Here is a 15,801-nt window from a genome sequence, read left to right on the forward strand (position 1 = left end):
TATGCGCCGGATATTATCGGTTTTACTGGAAAACGAGTCTGGCGCACTGTCGCGCGTCATTGGTCTTTTTGCGCAGCGCGGTTATAACATTGAAAGCCTGACCGTCGCGCCGACGGAGGATCCCACGCTGTCGCGCATGACGATTCAAACCGTTGGCGATGCCAAAGTGCTTGAACAGATTGAAAAACAGCTGCATAAGCTGGTTGATGTGCTGCGTGTGAGCGAGCTGGGGCAGGGGGCCTACGTTGAACGTGAGGTCATGCTGGTGAAAATCCAGGCCAGCGGCTACGGGCGTGAAGAAGTTAAACGCAATGCGGATATTTTCCGCGGACAGATTATCGACGTCACGCCTTCTCTTTATACGGTTCAGCTGGTCGGGACAAGTGACAAGCTGGATGCTTTCCTGACGTCCGTGCGGGATGTGGCAAAAATTGTTGAAGTCGCAAGATCGGGTGTCGTGGGTCTGTCACGCGGCGAGAAAATCATGCGTTAGTTGTCAAAAAGGTTCGCCTCTTTCTGCCCGGTCACCAAAGCCGGGCTTTTTTTTGCGTAATCAGCCGACAACGCAGATAAAAGCGGTTGCCGCGAAGGCTTTTCTGCGTTTAGATGTTAAAAGATTTAACCATAACCTTGACAGGGCCATGGACTCTTTTCTTTTTTTAAGGGGCAATTGTGAAACTGGATGAAATCGCCCGGCTAGCCGGCGTGTCACGAACAACGGCCAGCTATGTGATTAACGGTAAAGCAAAGCAGTACCGTGTCAGCGACAAGACCGTTGAAAAAGTTATGGCGGTGGTTCGTGAACATAACTACCATCCGAATGCTGTCGCAGCCGGTCTGCGCGCCGGGCGCACCCGCTCTATTGGTCTGGTGATCCCGGACCTGGAAAACACCAGCTATACCCGTATCGCCAACTATCTTGAACGTCAGGCGCGCCAGCGTGGCTATCAGCTGCTGATTGCCTGCTCGGAAGATCAGCCTGATAACGAGATGCGCTGCATTGAGCATCTGCTCCAGCGCCAGGTGGATGCCATTATTGTTTCGACCTCCTTACCGCCAGAACATCCGTTCTACCAGCGCTGGGCGAACGACCCGTTCCCAATCGTGGCGCTGGATCGCGCGCTTGATCGTGAACATTTCACCAGCGTAGTGGGTGCGGATCAGGATGATGCCGAAATGCTGGCCGCAGAGCTGCGGACGTTCCCGGCGGAAACGGTCCTGTATCTTGGCGCGTTGCCCGAGCTTTCGGTGAGCTTCCTGCGCGAGCAGGGATTCAGAACCGCCTGGAAAGACGATCCGCGCGAGGTTCACTACCTCTATGCCAACAGCTACGAACGTGAAGCCGCCGCGCAGCTGTTCGAGAAATGGCTGGAAACTCACCCGATGCCTCAGGCGCTGTTCACGACCTCGTTTGCGCTCTTGCAGGGCGTCATGGATGTCACCTTACGCCGTGAAGGTAAACTCCCCTCCGACCTGGCGATTGCCACGTTCGGGGATAACGAGCTGCTCGACTTCCTTCAGTGCCCGGTGCTGGCGGTTGCACAGCGTCACCGCGACGTGGCTGAACGCGTGCTGGAGATTGTGCTGGCGAGTCTGGATGAACCCCGCAAACCAAAGCCGGGCCTGACGCGTATCAAACGTAATCTCTACCATCGCGGAATTTTAAGCCGCCAAAAATGAAATGACTGGGGCGGCGAAATCTGCCCCATTTTGCTGCGATAATTCATGCGGATAATTCCCGGAGAGAAATTAGGATAATTCTTGTGAGATCATAATCGCCTATTTTTCTTAATTCATTTTGGCTTTTAAATTGTTCTTTAAAGAACATCTCAGCGATTTTAAACGGTATTCTTTGTATTATTTTGTTACAAACCCTCTTCGGTCGATGAATATTCAGACGTTTTTTCCTCCTCCTTTGCCAGCTTACGTGCTAACCACTGCGCTTACCGTGTACCTGGGTGAATCTGGCGCTGTCATCCCCTGAGAATCTGTCATAAAATGCTGCCCGCGTCGCAAACTGACACTTTATATTTATCTGCGATGATATTGAGTGAGCCTTAACGCTAGTGTGCATATTCGGTTTTTTTCTTACAAATATTCATAACGTTAATTTTGCCTCGCCAGTTGTGCAGTTATTAACCAGGACTGTTTAACTCTGTAAATAGAGGGCTTTCGAGTCCTTATACGGAGAGTCCTGGCTTGACAAGCTTTTCCCTCGCTCCGTAAACTCCTTTAGGTGGGAATTTGTGGGTTAAAGTGGTGAGGAGGGGTGAGACTGGCATGTTCCGTGGAGCAACGTTAGTCAATCTCGACAGCAAAGGGCGTTTATCGGTACCAACCCGATACCGCGACCAGCTGATTGAGAACGCTGCGGGTCAAATGGTTTGCACCATTGACATTAACTCCCCCTGCCTGCTGCTTTACCCCTTACCTGAATGGGAAATTATTGAGCAAAAGCTGTCGCGACTGTCGAGCATGAACCCGCAGGAGCGCCGCGTGCAGCGGCTGTTATTGGGACATGCCAGTGAATGTCAGATGGATAACGCAGGGCGATTACTGATTGCCCCTGTGTTGCGGCAACATGCCGGTCTGACAAAAGAAGTGATGCTGGTCGGGCAGTTCAACAAGTTTGAACTGTGGGATGAAACGACCTGGTATCAACAGGTCAAGGAAGATATCGACGCTGAGCAGTCTGATTCCGCGACATTATCGGAACGACTGCAGGACTTGTCTCTATAAATATGATGGAAAATTATAAACATAAAACGGTGTTACTGGACGAGGCCGTTAACGGCCTGAATATTCGTCCGGATGGCATCTACATTGATGGCACGTTTGGTCGCGGTGGCCACTCGCGTTTGATCCTCTCCCAACTGGGTGAGGAGGGTCGTCTGCTGGCAATCGATCGCGATCCGCAGGCAATTGCCGTTGCACAGACCATCAATGACCCACGCTTTTCCATCGTGCATGGACCTTTCTCTGCGCTCGCGGACTATGTGGCTGAGCGCGGCCTGACGGGCAAGATCGACGGGATTCTTCTCGATCTTGGCGTCTCTTCACCCCAACTCGACGACGCTGAGCGCGGTTTCTCCTTTATGCGTGATGGTCCGCTGGACATGCGGATGGACCCGACGCGCGGACAATCCGCCGCCGAGTGGCTACAGACCGCTGACGAAGCCGATATTGCATGGGTCATTAAAACGTTTGGCGAAGAGCGCTTTGGCAAACGTATTGCGCGCGCCATTGTTGAGCGCAACCGCATTGAGCCAATGACCCGCACCAAAGAGTTGGCCGAGGTGATCGCGGCAGCGACCCCGGTGAAGGATAAGCACAAACATCCCGCGACCCGTACCTTCCAGGCGGTTCGCATCTGGGTAAACAGTGAACTGGAGGAAATAGAGCTGGCGCTAAAAAGCTCGCTCGACGTGCTTGCCCCGGGTGGGCGGTTATCCATCATCAGCTTCCATTCGCTGGAAGACCGTATTGTGAAACGCTTTATGCGTGAACAAAGCCGCGGTCCACAGGTGCCAGCGGGGCTGCCGATGACGGAAGAACAACTCAGGAAGCTGGGTGGCCGTCAGTTGCGAGCATTAGGCAAGTTGATGCCGGGCGAAGAAGAAGTGGCAGAGAATCCACGCGCCCGTAGTTCAGTGCTGCGTGTTGCAGAGAGGACGAACGCATGATCGGCAGAGTGACAGAGACCCTAAGCAAAGTTAAGGATTCGTTAGGAAGCAACGAGCGCCATGCCTTGCCTGGCGTGATCGGCGACGATCTTTTGCGGTTTGGGAAACTGCCACTCTGTCTGTTCATTTGCATCATTGTCACGGCAGTAACGGTGGTGACGACAGCCCACCATACACGTTTATTGACTGCGCAACGCGAGCAGATGGTACTGGAACGCGATGCGCTGGATATTGAATGGCGAAATCTGATCCTTGAAGAAAACGCGCTCGGCGATCACAGCCGGGTTGAACGGATCGCAACGGAAAAGCTGCAGCTGCAGCATGTTGATCCTTCACAGGAAAATATCGTAGTACAAAAATAAGGGAAAACGCGACGCATGAAAGCAGCGGCAAAAACGCTAAAACCAAAACGTCAGGAAGAACAGGCCAACTTTATCAGTTGGCGTTTTGCGTTGCTTTGCGGCTGCATTTTACTGGCGCTGGGTTTTCTGCTGGGCCGCGTGGCCTGGCTGCAGATCGTCGCGCCTGACATGCTGGTACGCCAGGGCGATATGCGCTCTCTGCGCGTTCAGGAGGTCTCCACGTCCCGCGGGATGATCACCGACCGCTCCGGTCGTCCGCTGGCGGTGAGCGTACCGGTGAAGGCTATCTGGGCCGATCCGAAAGAGCTGCACGACGCCGGTGGCATTACCCTTGATAACCGCTGGAAAGCGCTGGCTGATGCGCTGAAAATGCCGCTGGATCAGCTGGCCTCCCGCGTTAACGCGAACCCGAAAGGGCGTTTTATCTATCTGGCGCGTCAGGTTAACCCTGACATGGCCGACTACATTCGCAAACTGAAGCTACCGGGCATTCATCTGCGTGAAGAATCCCGTCGTTACTATCCATCCGGCGAAGTAACCGCTCACCTCATTGGCTTCACCAACGTCGACAGCCAGGGGATTGAGGGCGTTGAAAAAAGCTTCGATAAGTGGCTCACCGGTCAGCCGGGCGAGCGAATCGTGCGTAAGGACCGCTACGGGCGCGTCATCGAAGATATCTCCTCTACGGACAGTCAGGCAGCGCACAACCTGGCCCTGAGTATCGACGAGCGCCTGCAGGCGCTGGTCTACCGTGAGCTGAACAACGCCGTGGCGTTCAACAAGGCGGAGTCAGGCAGCGCCGTGCTGGTGGATGTCAGCACCGGTGAAGTGCTGGCGATGGCCAACAGTCCGTCCTACAACCCGAACAACTTTACCGGCACCGCAAAAGATGCCATGCGTAACCGGGCGATTACCGACGTGTTCGAACCTGGCTCCACGGTGAAGCCGATGGTGGTGATGACCGCGCTCCAGCGCGGAATCGTCAATGAAAACACGGTTCTGAACACCATCCCATACCGTATTAACGGCCACGAGATAAAAGACGTGGCGCGCTACAGCGAATTGACCCTGACCGGGGTGTTACAGAAGTCGAGTAACGTCGGTGTTTCAAAGCTGGCGTTAGCGATGCCGTCCTCAGCGTTAGTAGAGACTTACTCACGTTTTGGACTGGGAAAGGCGACCAATTTGGGGTTGGTCGGAGAACGCAGTGGCTTATATCCTCAAAAACAACGGTGGTCTGACATAGAGAGGGCCACCTTCTCTTTCGGCTACGGGCTAATGGTAACCCCGTTACAGTTAGCGCGAGTCTACGCAACGATTGGCAGCTATGGCGTTTATCGCCCGCTGTCGATTACCAAAGTTGATCCACCGGTGCCGGGCGAGCGTATCTTCCCGGAATCCATCGTTCGTACCGTAGTGCACATGATGGAAAGCGTGGCGCTGCCGGGCGGCGGCGGCGTGAAGGCGGCGATTAAAGGCTATCGTATCGCCATTAAAACCGGTACAGCGAAAAAAGTGGGGCCAGACGGCCGCTACATCAACAAATACATTGCCTATACCGCAGGCGTTGCGCCTGCAAGCAATCCGCGTTTTGCGCTGGTGGTCGTGATAAACGATCCACAGGCGGGTAAATACTACGGCGGCGCCGTCTCCGCGCCTGTGTTCGGGGCCATCATGGGCGGCGTGTTACGCACCATGAACATTGAACCGGATGCGCTGGCGACGGGCGAAAAAAGTGAATTTGTAATTAATCAAGGCGAGGGTACAGGTGGCAGATCGTAATTTGCGCGACCTTCTCGCTCCGTGGGTGCCAAATGCACCGGAGCGAGCACTGCGAGAGATGGTACTGGACAGCCGCGTGGCTGCTTCTGGCGATCTTTTTGTGGCGGTGGTCGGTCATCAGGCGGACGGGCGTCGTTATATCCCGCAGGCGATTGCGCAAGGTGTGGCTGCCATTATTGCTGAGGCTAAAGATGAGGCAACCGACGGTGAGATCCGTGAAATGCACGGCGTGCCGGTCATCTATCTCAGCCAGTTAAATGAACGTCTTTCCGCACTGGCGGGACGTTTTTATCACGAACCTTCCGACCAGCTGCGCCTGGTTGGCGTAACGGGTACGAACGGAAAAACCACCACCACGCAGCTGATGGCGCAGTGGGCTCAGCTGCTGGGCGAAACCGGCGCGGTGATGGGGACCGTGGGTAACGGTCTGCTGGGCAAAGTGAGCCCGGCGGAAAACACCACCGGCTCCGCGGTTGACGTACAGCACGTGCTTGCCGGACTGGCAGGGCAGGGCGCAACCTTTGCCGCGATGGAGGTCTCTTCGCACGGTCTGGTACAGCACCGCGTCGCGGCGCTGAAATTTGCCGCGTCCGTGTTTACCAACCTGAGCCGCGATCATCTTGATTATCATGGTGATATGGAGCACTACGAAGCCGCGAAATGGCTGCTCTATTCCACTCACCACTGTGGTCAGGCGATCATCAATGCCGACGATGAAGTCGGCCGCCGCTGGCTGGCGAAGCTGCCGGATGCGGTTGCCGTATCGATGGAAGACCATATCAATCCGAACTGCCACGGCCGCTGGCTGAAGGCGGTTGAGGTGAATTATCACGATAGCGGAGCGACCATCCGCTTTGCCTCTTCCTGGGGTGACGGAGAAATTGAAAGCCGCCTGATGGGGGCGTTTAACGTCAGCAACCTGCTGCTGGCGCTGGCAACGCTGCTGGCGCTGGGTTACCCGATGGCTGAGCTGCTGAAAACCGCCGCGCGTCTGCAGCCAGTTTGTGGCCGTATGGAAGTGTTTAGCGCGCCGGGCAAACCGACCGTTGTGGTTGATTATGCTCACACGCCGGATGCGCTGGAAAAAGCGCTGGAAGCGGCGCGCCTGCACTGTACCGGTAAGCTCTGGTGCGTGTTTGGTTGCGGCGGCGATCGTGACAAAGGCAAACGCCCGCTGATGGGCGCTATTGCGGAACAGTTCGCAGATATTCCGGTTGTCACCGATGACAACCCGCGTACGGAAGAGCCGCGCGCCATCATTAATGACATTCTGGCGGGCATGCTGGATGCGGGTCGCGCGCGCGTCGTGGAAGGCCGGGCGGAAGCCGTGACGAATGCCATCATGCAGGCACAGGAGAATGATGTTGTTCTGCTGGCGGGTAAAGGCCATGAAGATTATCAGATCGTTGGCAACCGCCGTCTGGATTATTCGGATCGCGTAACGGCAGCTCGCCTGCTGGGAGTCGTCGCATGATTAGCCTCTCGTTAAGCCAGGCCGCTGCGGTACTGCACGGCGACCTGCACGGACAAGACCTGACCATTGATGCCGTGACGACGGACACCCGCAAAGTCACCGCTGGCTGTCTGTTCGTGGCGCTGAAAGGCGAGCGTTTTGACGCGCATGATTTTGCTGAACAGGCCAAAGAGAACGGCGCCGGTGCGCTGCTGGTCAGCCGCAAGCTGGATATCGATCTGCCGCAGGTTGTGGTGAAAGATACGCGTCTCGCGTTCGGCGAGCTGGCGGCCTGGGTTCGTCAGCAGGTGCCGGCTCGCGTCGTCGCCCTGACCGGATCCTCAGGCAAAACGTCAGTGAAAGAGATGACGGCGGCGATCCTCAGCCAGTGCGGCAATACGCTTTATACCGCGGGCAATCTCAATAATGACATCGGCGTGCCGATGACATTGCTTCGCCTGACCAAAGAGCACGAGTATGCGGTGATCGAGTTAGGTGCAAACCACCAGGGTGAAATCGCCTGGACCGTGAGCCTGACGCGTCCGGAAGCAGCGCTGGTGAATAACCTCGCGGCTGCGCACCTGGAAGGCTTTGGCTCGCTGGAAGGCGTGGCAAAAGCGAAAGGCGAGATTTACACCGGCCTGCCGGAAAACGGTATCGCCATTCTGAACGCCGATAACAACGACTGGCTTAACTGGCAGAGCATCATTGGTGCGCGTAAAACCTGGCGCTTCTCGCCAAATGCGGCCAACAGTGATTTTACGGCGACCAATATCCATGTGACGTCGCACGGCACCGAGTTCACCCTCACCACCCCAACGGGTGGCGTGGAGGTGCTGCTGCCGCTGCCGGGTCGCCATAACATCGCCAATGCCCTTGCGGCGGCGGCGCTGGCAACGGCGGTAGGCGCTTCACATGAGGCGATCCAAGCCGGGCTGGCGAACCTGAAAGCCGTGCCGGGACGCCTGTTCCCGATTCAGCTTTCGGAAAACAAGCTGCTGCTGGATGACTCCTACAACGCGAACGTTGGCTCGATGACGGCGGCGGTGCAGGTGTTATCTGAAATGCCTGGCTTCCGCATCATGGTGGTTGGCGACATGGCAGAGCTGGGCGACGAAAGCGAAGCCTGTCATACCCAGGTCGGTGAAGCGGCGAAAGCGGCGGGGCTGGACTGTGTACTGAGCGCAGGAAAACTGAGCCAGGCGATTAGCCAGGCCAGCGGCGTTGGCGAGCATTTTGCCGATAAAGCCGCGTTGATTGAGCGCCTTAAGGCATTAATGACAGAAAAACAAATTGTGACAGTGTTAGTGAAAGGTTCACGTAGTGCCGCCATGGAAGAGGTTGTGCACGCATTACAGGAGAACGGGACATGTTAGTTTGGCTGGCCGAACATTTGGTCAAATATTACTCAGGCTTTAACGTCTTTTCCTATCTGACGTTTCGCGCCATCGTCAGCCTGCTGACTGCGCTGTTCATCTCGTTGTGGATGGGCCCGCGCATGATTGCCCGTCTGCAAAAGCTCTCTTTCGGCCAGGTTGTGCGTAACGACGGCCCGGAATCGCACTTCAGCAAGCGCGGTACCCCGACCATGGGCGGGATAATGATCCTGACTGCCATCGTCGTTTCCGTACTGCTGTGGGCGTACCCGTCCAACCCGTACGTCTGGTGTGTGCTGACGGTTCTGGTGGGTTACGGGATCATTGGTTTCGTCGATGATTACCGCAAAGTCGTCCGTAAAGACACTAAAGGCCTGATTGCCCGCTGGAAGTACTTCTGGATGTCGGTGATCGCGCTGGGCGTGGCCTTCGCGCTGTATCTGGCAGGGAAAGACACGCCAGCGACCGAGCTGGTCGTGCCGTTCTTTAAAGACGTGATGCCGCAGCTGGGTCTGTTCTACATTCTGTTGGCGTACTTTGTGATTGTCGGCACCGGTAACGCCGTTAACCTGACCGACGGTCTGGATGGCCTGGCGATTATGCCAACCGTCTTCGTGGCGGCCGGTTTTGCGCTGGTGGCCTGGGCGACCGGTAACATGAATTTCGCGAACTATCTGCACATCCCTTATCTGCGCCACGCGGGCGAACTGGTGATCGTCTGTACGGCGATTGTCGGTGCAGGGCTGGGCTTCCTGTGGTTCAACACCTATCCGGCTCAGGTCTTTATGGGTGACGTCGGTTCACTGGCGTTAGGCGGCGCGCTGGGCATTATTGCCGTGCTGCTACGTCAGGAATTCCTGCTGGTGATCATGGGCGGCGTGTTTGTGGTTGAGACGCTGTCGGTGATTTTGCAGGTCGGCTCCTTCAAGCTGCGCGGCCAGCGCATCTTCCGTATGGCGCCGATTCACCACCACTATGAACTGAAAGGCTGGCCGGAGCCGCGCGTCATTGTGCGCTTCTGGATTATTTCGCTGATGCTGGTGCTGATTGGCCTGGCAACGCTGAAGGTACGTTAATCATGGCAGATTACCAGGGTAAAAAAGTCGTTATCATCGGGTTAGGCCTCACGGGCCTTTCCTGCGTGGACTTTTTCCTCGCACGTGGCGTGACGCCGCGCGTGATGGATACGCGTGTCTCTCCGCCGGGTCTGGATAAACTGCCGGAACAGGTTGAACGCCACCTTGGTGGTCTGAATGATGACTGGCTGCTGGCAGCCGATCTGATTGTCGCCAGCCCGGGTATGGCGCTGGCGCATCCTTCCCTGAGCGCTGCCGCAGATGCAGGCGTTGAGATTGTCGGCGATATCGAGCTGTTCTGCCGCGAAGCGCAGGCGCCTGTTATCGCGATTACCGGTTCTAACGGTAAAAGCACCGTCACCACCCTGGTGGGGGAAATGGCAAAAGCGGCGGGCATGAACGTCGGCGTTGGCGGTAACATTGGTTTGCCTGCTCTGATGCTGCTGGACAAAGGCTGTGAACTCTATGTTCTCGAGCTTTCCAGCTTCCAGCTGGAAACGACCTCCAGCCTGCATGCTGCCGCTGCGACGATCCTCAACGTGACTGAAGATCACATGGACAGATATCCATTTGGTCTGCAGCAGTACCGCGCCGCCAAGCTGCGCGTTTATGAGAATGCCAAAGTCTGCGTAGTGAACGCCGATGATGCGCTGACCATGCCGGTGCGTGGCGCAGACGACCGCTGCATCAGTTTTGGCATCACCATGGGTGATTATCATCTCAACCGCCAGCTGGGTGAAACCTGGCTGCGCGTGAAAGGTGAGAAAGTGCTGAACGTGAAAGAGATGAAGCTCTCTGGTCAGCACAACTATACCAATGCGCTGGCGGCGCTGGCGCTGGCGGACGCAGTGGGGCTGCCGCGCTCCTCAAGCCTGAAAGCGTTAACCACGTTTTCCGGCCTGGCACACCGTTTCCAGCTGGCGCTGGAGCACAACGGCGTGCGCTGGATCAACGACTCCAAAGCCACCAACGTGGGCAGCACGGAGGCCGCGCTGAACGGCCTGCACGTTGACGGTACCCTGCATCTGTTGCTGGGCGGCGACGGTAAATCAGCGGATTTCTCGTCCCTGAAGCCGTATCTCTCCGGCGATAACGTCCGTCTGTACTGCTTCGGCCGTGACGGCAGCGAGCTGGCTGCACTGCGCCCTGAGGTCGCCGAGCAAACCGAAACCATGGAACAGGCGATGCGGCTGATTGCCCCTCGCGTGAAGCCGGGTGATATGGTGCTGCTCTCTCCGGCCTGTGCCAGCCTCGATCAATTCAAGAATTTCGAACAGCGTGGTGATGTCTTTACCCGCCTGGCGAAGGAGTTAGGCTGATGCGTTTATCTCTCCCTCGCCTGAAAATGCCGCGCCTGCCAGGATTTGGGATCCTGGTGTGGTTGTTTGCGGCACTCAAAGGCTGGGTGATGGGCTCTCGTCAAAAAGATAACGACAGCCTGATCATGTACGACCGCACGTTGTTCTGGCTCACGATGGGGCTCGCGGCGGTCGGCTTTATTATGGTGACGTCAGCGTCAATGCCCGTCGGGCAGCGTCTGGCGAACGATCCTTTCCTGTTTGCCAAGCGTGATGGTCTGTACATTATCCTGGCATTCTGCCTGGCGCTGGTGACCTTGCGTCTGCCGATGGAGTTCTGGCAGCGACACAGTACGGCGATGCTGATCGCCTCGATCATTATGCTGCTGATCGTTCTGGTGGTGGGGAGCTCCGTAAACGGGGCATCACGCTGGATCGCCTTTGGCCCGCTGCGTATTCAGCCTGCGGAATTTACCAAGCTCTCCCTGTTCTGCTACCTGGCGAACTACCTGGTGCGTAAGGTAGATGAAGTGCGTAATAACCTGCGCGGCTTCTTAAAACCGATGGGCGTGATTCTGGTGCTGGCGGTATTACTGCTGGCGCAGCCTGACCTCGGTACCGTGGTGGTACTGTTTGTCACCACGCTGGCCATGCTGTTCCTGGCGGGCGCAAAGCTGTGGCAGTTCATCGCCATTATCGGGATGGGGATTTCAGCGGTTGTGCTGCTGATCCTCGCCGAGCCTTACCGTATTCGCCGCGTAACCTCGTTCTGGAACCCGTGGGAAGACCCGTTCGGCAGCGGCTATCAGCTGACGCAGTCACTTATGGCCTTTGGGCGCGGTGAGCTCTGGGGGCAGGGGCTGGGTAACTCGGTACAGAAACTGGAGTATTTACCGGAAGCGCATACTGACTTCATCTTCTCCATTATTGCGGAAGAACTGGGTTATATCGGTGTGGTATTAGCGCTATTAATGGTATTCTTCGTCGCTTTCCGCGCCATGTCCATCGGCCGGAAAGCGCTGGAGATCGATCACCGTTTCTCAGGCTTCCTGGCCTGCTCAATTGGTATCTGGTTTAGCTTCCAGGCATTGGTTAACGTCGGGGCCGCAGCAGGTATGCTGCCGACCAAAGGTCTGACGTTGCCGTTGATCAGTTATGGTGGTTCCAGTCTGTTGATTATGTCGACGGCCATCATGCTGTTGTTGCGCATAGATTATGAGACGCGTCTGGAAAAAGCCCAGGCGTTTACACGAGGTTCACGATGAATCAACCGAAGCGGTTAATGGTGATGGCAGGCGGTACCGGCGGACATGTGTTCCCGGGACTGGCGGTTGCGCACCATTTAATGGATCAGGGCTGGCAGGTACGCTGGCTGGGAACCGCAGACCGCATGGAGGCCGACCTGGTACCGAAACACGGTATTGAGATCGACTTTATTCGTATTTCCGGCCTTCGGGGCAAAGGCCTCAAGGCAATGCTGCTGGCACCGGTGCGCATTTTTAACGCCTGGCGTCAGGCGCGCACCATCATGAAGCGCTTTAAGCCCGATGTGGTGCTGGGCATGGGCGGCTATGTCTCGGGTCCAGGTGGGTTAGCCGCGTGGTCGTTAGGTATTCCCGTCGTGCTGCATGAGCAGAACGGTATTGCGGGTCTGACCAACAAATGGCTGGCGAAAATCGCAACCAAAGTCATGCAGGCATTTCCCGGCGCGTTCCCGAAAGCGGATGTGGTGGGAAATCCGGTGCGCGTGGACGTGCTGGCACTGCCGCTGCCGGAGGCTCGCCTGGCGGGCCGTGAAGGGCCGGTGCGTGTGCTGGTCGTCGGCGGTTCTCAGGGCGCACGTATTTTAAACCAGACGATGCCGCAGGTTGCCGCAAAGCTGGGTGATACCGTCACCATCTGGCACCAGAGTGGAAAAGGCGCTCAGCAGACCGTTGAGCAGGCTTACGCCGAGGCGGGGCAGCCGCAGCATAACGTGACGGAATTTATCGACGACATGGCGGCAGCGTACGCCTGGGCCGATGTCGTGGTCTGTCGTTCTGGCGCCTTAACGGTAAGCGAAATCGCTGCCGCGGGGCTGCCAGCTCTGTTTGTGCCTTTCCAGCACAAAGACAGGCAACAGTACTGGAATGCCCTGCCGCTTGAGAAAGCCGGTGCGGCGAAAATTTTTGAGCAGCCACAATTTACCGCCGACGCGGTCGCCACCACCCTGGCGGGCTGGAACAGAGACGTATTGCTTGAGATGGCTGAACGCGCGCGCGCGGCGGCTATCCCTGATGCGACGGAACGGGTGGCAAAAGAAGTGAGCCTGGCAGCTCAGGCTTAACCCTCGCAGCGCGTGAAGCGCGGCACGAATTTTAAGTAGTCGATGGCGTTTAGAGAATGAATACACAACAACTGGCAAAACTGCGTTCAATCGTGCCCGAGATGCGTCGCGTCCGGCACATTCACTTTGTTGGCATCGGTGGTGCTGGCATGGGCGGTATTGCCGAAGTGTTAGCTAACGAAGGTTATCAGATCAGCGGGTCTGACCTGGCGCCAAACCCTGTAACGCAGCAGCTGGCGTCGCTTGGGGCGACTATCTATTTTAACCATCGCCCGGAAAACGTGCGCGATGCGAGCGTGGTGGTGGTATCGAGCGCCATCTCCTCTGACAACCCGGAGATTGTTGCCGCGCATGACGCGCGCATTCCGGTGATCCGCCGTGCAGAAATGCTGGCGGAACTGATGCGTTTTCGCCACGGCATCGCGATTGCCGGGACCCACGGTAAAACCACGACCACGGCGATGGTCTCCAGTATTTATGCAGAAGCGGGTCTCGACCCGACGTTCGTCAACGGTGGTCTGGTTAAAGCCGCGGGCGTGCATGCGCGTCTGGGCCACAGTCGTTATCTGATTGCTGAAGCGGATGAGAGCGACGCGTCGTTCCTGCACCTGCAGCCGATGGTGGCGATTGTCACCAACATCGAAGCGGACCATATGGATACCTACCAGGGTGACTTCGAGAACTTAAAGCAGACCTTTATCAACTTCCTGCACAACCTGCCGTTCTACGGGCGCGCGGTGATGTGCGTAGACGATCCGGTGATCCGCGAGCTGCTGCCACGCGTGGGTCGTCAAATCACCACCTACGGTTTCAGTGAAGACGCTGACGTCCGCGTGGAAGAGTACAAACAGATTGGCGCGCAGGGGCACTTCACGCTGGCGCGTCAGGACAAAGAGCTGCTGCACGTGACGCTGAATGCGCCAGGGCGCCATAACGCGCTCAATGCCGCAGCGGCAGTGGCCGTCGCGACGGAAGAAGGCATTGATGATGATGCGATCCTGCGCGCGCTGGAAAGCTTCCAGGGCACCGGTCGTCGTTTCGACTTCCTCGGTGAATTCCCGCTGGATCCGGTGAACGGTAAAGCCGGTACGGCGATGCTGGTGGACGACTACGGTCATCATCCAACCGAAGTGGACGCCACCATTAAAGCCGCACGTGCGGGCTGGCCGGACAAGAATCTGGTGATGGTGTTCCAGCCGCACCGCTTCACACGTACGCGCGATCTGTATGACGATTTCGCCAGCGTCCTGTCGCAGGTTGATACCCTGCTAATGCTGGATGTATACGCCGCAGGCGAGACGCCGATTCCGGGCGCAGACAGCCGTTCTCTGTGTCGCACCATTCGTGGACGCGGTAAGGTTGACCCTATTCTGGTTTCTGACCCTGCCCAGGTGGCGGAAATTCTGGCACCGGTCCTGACAGGTAACGATTTGATTCTGATTCAGGGTGCGGGAAATATCGGCAAAATCGCCCGTACCTTAGCTGAAATCAAACTGAAGCCGCAAAACCAGGAGGATGAGCATCATGGCTGATAAGATTGCTGTCCTGTCTGGCGGCACCTCCGCCGAGCGCGAGGTTTCCCTGAATTCCGGCGCGGCTGTACTGGCGGGCCTGCGTGAAGGTGGCGTCAATGCGCACCTGGTTGACCCAAAAGAGGTCGACGTGACGCAATTAAAAGCCATGGGCTTCGATAAAGTTTTTATCGCTTTACACGGTCGTGGCGGTGAAGACGGCACCCTGCAGGGGCTTCTGGATCTGATCGGCCTGCCGTACACCGGCAGCGGCGTGATGGCTTCCGCTATCTCTATGGATAAACTGCGCAGCAAGCTGCTGTGGCAGGGCGCAGGGTTATCTGTCGCACCATGGGTAGCGCTGACGCGACGCGAATTTGAATTGGGCCTGTCGGATAGCGTTAATGCGCGCATTGCTGAACTGGGCTTACCGGTTATTGTAAAGCCCAGCCGGGAAGGCTCCAGCGTGGGAATGTCCAAAGTCGACAAAGCTGACGATTTAGCGTCCGCTTTAGCGCTGGCATTTCAACATGATGATGAAGTTCTGGTAGAAAAATGGCTTAGCGGGCCGGAATTTACCGTCGCGATGCTTGGCGAAGAAATTTTACCGTCAATCCGTATCCAACCCGCTGGAGTCTTCTATGATTATGAGGCGAAGTATCTCTCTGATGAGACGCAATATTTCTGCCCAAGTGGTCTTGAAGCTGAGCGTGAAGCCGATTTACAGTCCCTGGTGCTTAAAGCCTGGCATGTTCTGGGTTGCCAGGGCTGGGGACGCATCGACGTGATGCAGGACCGGGATGGACAATTTTATCTGCTGGAAGCCAATACCTCTCCGGGAATGACCAGCCACAGCCTTGTGCCGATGGCCGCGCGTCAGGCGGGGATGAGCTTCTCGCAGTTAGTCGTACGCATTCTGGACCAGGCGGGCTGA

At 56.8% G+C, this 15,801-nt stretch carries 14 protein-coding genes; all 14 read left to right on the forward strand.

The window, feature by feature from the left end; genetic code table 11:
• Position 1: 1 nt before the first annotated feature.
• Positions 2-493 carry an acetolactate synthase small subunit gene (gene ilvN, locus ABFV38_RS03550; RefSeq protein ID WP_045907792.1) on the forward strand — a complete coding sequence of 164 codons (492 nt, stop codon included), beginning with the start codon at positions 2-4 and terminating at the stop codon, positions 491-493.
• Between the two features lie 179 nt (positions 494-672).
• Complete coding sequence (gene cra, locus ABFV38_RS03555) at positions 673-1,680, forward strand: catabolite repressor/activator (protein WP_008501993.1); 1,008 nt, start codon at positions 673-675, stop codon at positions 1,678-1,680.
• A gap of 600 nt (positions 1,681-2,280) precedes the next feature.
• Positions 2,281-2,739, forward strand: coding sequence for a division/cell wall cluster transcriptional repressor MraZ (gene mraZ / locus ABFV38_RS03560; protein WP_021240528.1), 459 nt, complete (start codon positions 2,281-2,283; stop codon positions 2,737-2,739).
• Positions 2,740-2,741: 2 nt separating this feature from the next.
• Entirely contained in the window at positions 2,742-3,683 is a 942-nt protein-coding gene (gene rsmH / locus ABFV38_RS03565) for a 16S rRNA (cytosine(1402)-N(4))-methyltransferase RsmH (RefSeq protein WP_021240527.1), read from the forward strand.
• Positions 3,680-4,045, forward strand: a complete 366-nt coding sequence (gene ftsL, locus ABFV38_RS03570) for a cell division protein FtsL (protein WP_008501989.1) — start codon at positions 3,680-3,682, stop codon at positions 4,043-4,045. Before rsmH ends, ftsL begins: the two co-directional genes overlap by 4 nt.
• Before the next feature lie 15 nt (positions 4,046-4,060).
• Positions 4,061-5,827, forward strand: a complete 1,767-nt coding sequence (locus tag ABFV38_RS03575) for a peptidoglycan glycosyltransferase FtsI (protein WP_045907793.1) — start codon at positions 4,061-4,063, stop codon at positions 5,825-5,827.
• Positions 5,814-7,301, forward strand: coding sequence for a UDP-N-acetylmuramoyl-L-alanyl-D-glutamate--2,6-diaminopimelate ligase (murE, locus tag ABFV38_RS03580; protein ID WP_235403525.1), 1,488 nt, complete (start codon positions 5,814-5,816; stop codon positions 7,299-7,301). Before ABFV38_RS03575 ends, murE begins: the two co-directional genes overlap by 14 nt.
• Positions 7,298-8,656 carry a UDP-N-acetylmuramoyl-tripeptide--D-alanyl-D-alanine ligase gene (gene murF / locus ABFV38_RS03585; protein ID WP_348958518.1) on the forward strand — a complete coding sequence of 453 codons (1,359 nt, stop codon included), beginning with the start codon at positions 7,298-7,300 and terminating at the stop codon, positions 8,654-8,656. The genes murE and murF overlap by 4 nt, the downstream gene beginning before the upstream one ends.
• The gene (gene mraY, locus ABFV38_RS03590) at positions 8,650-9,732 is read left to right on the forward strand and encodes a phospho-N-acetylmuramoyl-pentapeptide-transferase (RefSeq protein ID WP_008501985.1); all 1,083 of its coding nucleotides are present in this window, start codon (positions 8,650-8,652) and stop codon (positions 9,730-9,732) included. Before murF ends, mraY begins: the two co-directional genes overlap by 7 nt.
• A 2-nt stretch (positions 9,733-9,734) precedes the next feature.
• Complete coding sequence (murD, locus tag ABFV38_RS03595) at positions 9,735-11,051, forward strand: UDP-N-acetylmuramoyl-L-alanine--D-glutamate ligase (RefSeq protein ID WP_045907796.1); 1,317 nt, start codon at positions 9,735-9,737, stop codon at positions 11,049-11,051.
• Complete coding sequence (gene ftsW / locus ABFV38_RS03600; RefSeq protein WP_008501983.1) at positions 11,051-12,295, forward strand: cell division protein FtsW; 1,245 nt, start codon at positions 11,051-11,053, stop codon at positions 12,293-12,295. Before murD ends, ftsW begins: the two co-directional genes overlap by 1 nt.
• Complete coding sequence (gene murG / locus ABFV38_RS03605; RefSeq protein ID WP_126534276.1) at positions 12,292-13,356, forward strand: undecaprenyldiphospho-muramoylpentapeptide beta-N-acetylglucosaminyltransferase; 1,065 nt, start codon at positions 12,292-12,294, stop codon at positions 13,354-13,356. The genes ftsW and murG overlap by 4 nt, the downstream gene beginning before the upstream one ends.
• A gap of 56 nt (positions 13,357-13,412) precedes the next feature.
• Positions 13,413-14,888, forward strand: a complete 1,476-nt coding sequence (gene murC, locus ABFV38_RS03610) for a UDP-N-acetylmuramate--L-alanine ligase (RefSeq protein WP_023293287.1) — start codon at positions 13,413-13,415, stop codon at positions 14,886-14,888.
• Positions 14,881-15,801: a D-alanine--D-alanine ligase gene (locus tag ABFV38_RS03615; RefSeq protein ID WP_235403529.1), complete on the forward strand. Its 921-nt coding sequence runs from the start codon at positions 14,881-14,883 to the stop codon at positions 15,799-15,801. Before murC ends, ABFV38_RS03615 begins: the two co-directional genes overlap by 8 nt.

The organism is Enterobacter cloacae complex sp. Mu1197, from assembly GCF_040059225.1.
Taxonomy (GTDB): domain Bacteria; phylum Pseudomonadota; class Gammaproteobacteria; order Enterobacterales; family Enterobacteriaceae; genus Enterobacter; species Enterobacter quasiroggenkampii.